Source organism: Phormidium sp. CCY1219 (genome assembly GCF_055795085.1).
The window spans coordinates 1-358 of sequence record NZ_JAYFEQ010000912.1 but is presented as its reverse complement, the minus strand read 5'-3'; the positions used below and the strand labels follow the sequence as shown (position 1 = coordinate 358).

1 protein-coding gene is annotated in these 358 nt (G+C 52.5%); it reads left to right on the top strand.

Features of this window, described 5'->3' with window-relative positions; all coding sequences use genetic code 11:
- A partial coding sequence (locus tag AC0QH1_RS30040; protein WP_324635121.1) for a hypothetical protein occupies window positions 1-358 on the top strand: 358 nt, incomplete at both ends.

The window sequence follows — 358 nt, the reverse complement described above, 5'->3', positions numbered from 1 at the left end:
ACTGGTTCGGGTAACTCATTTCCCAACGATTTAACCAACATCAACGGCACCCTGTACTTTAGAGCCGACGACGGCACTAACGGCGAAGAGCTATGGAAGTTAGACAGCCCTAACTCCCCCCCTACAGACCTCGCCCTCAGCAGCAACGCCATCGACGAAAACGTAGGGGCGAACACCGCAGTCGGCACCTTCTCCACCACCGACCCCGATACTGGAGATACCTTTACCTACAGTTTAGCGACAGGTACCGGAGACACCGATAACGCAGCCTTCACCATTGTTGGCGACCAACTGCAAATCAACAGTTCCCCGGACTTTGAAACTAAATCTAGTTACAATATCCGAGTGCAAACCCAAG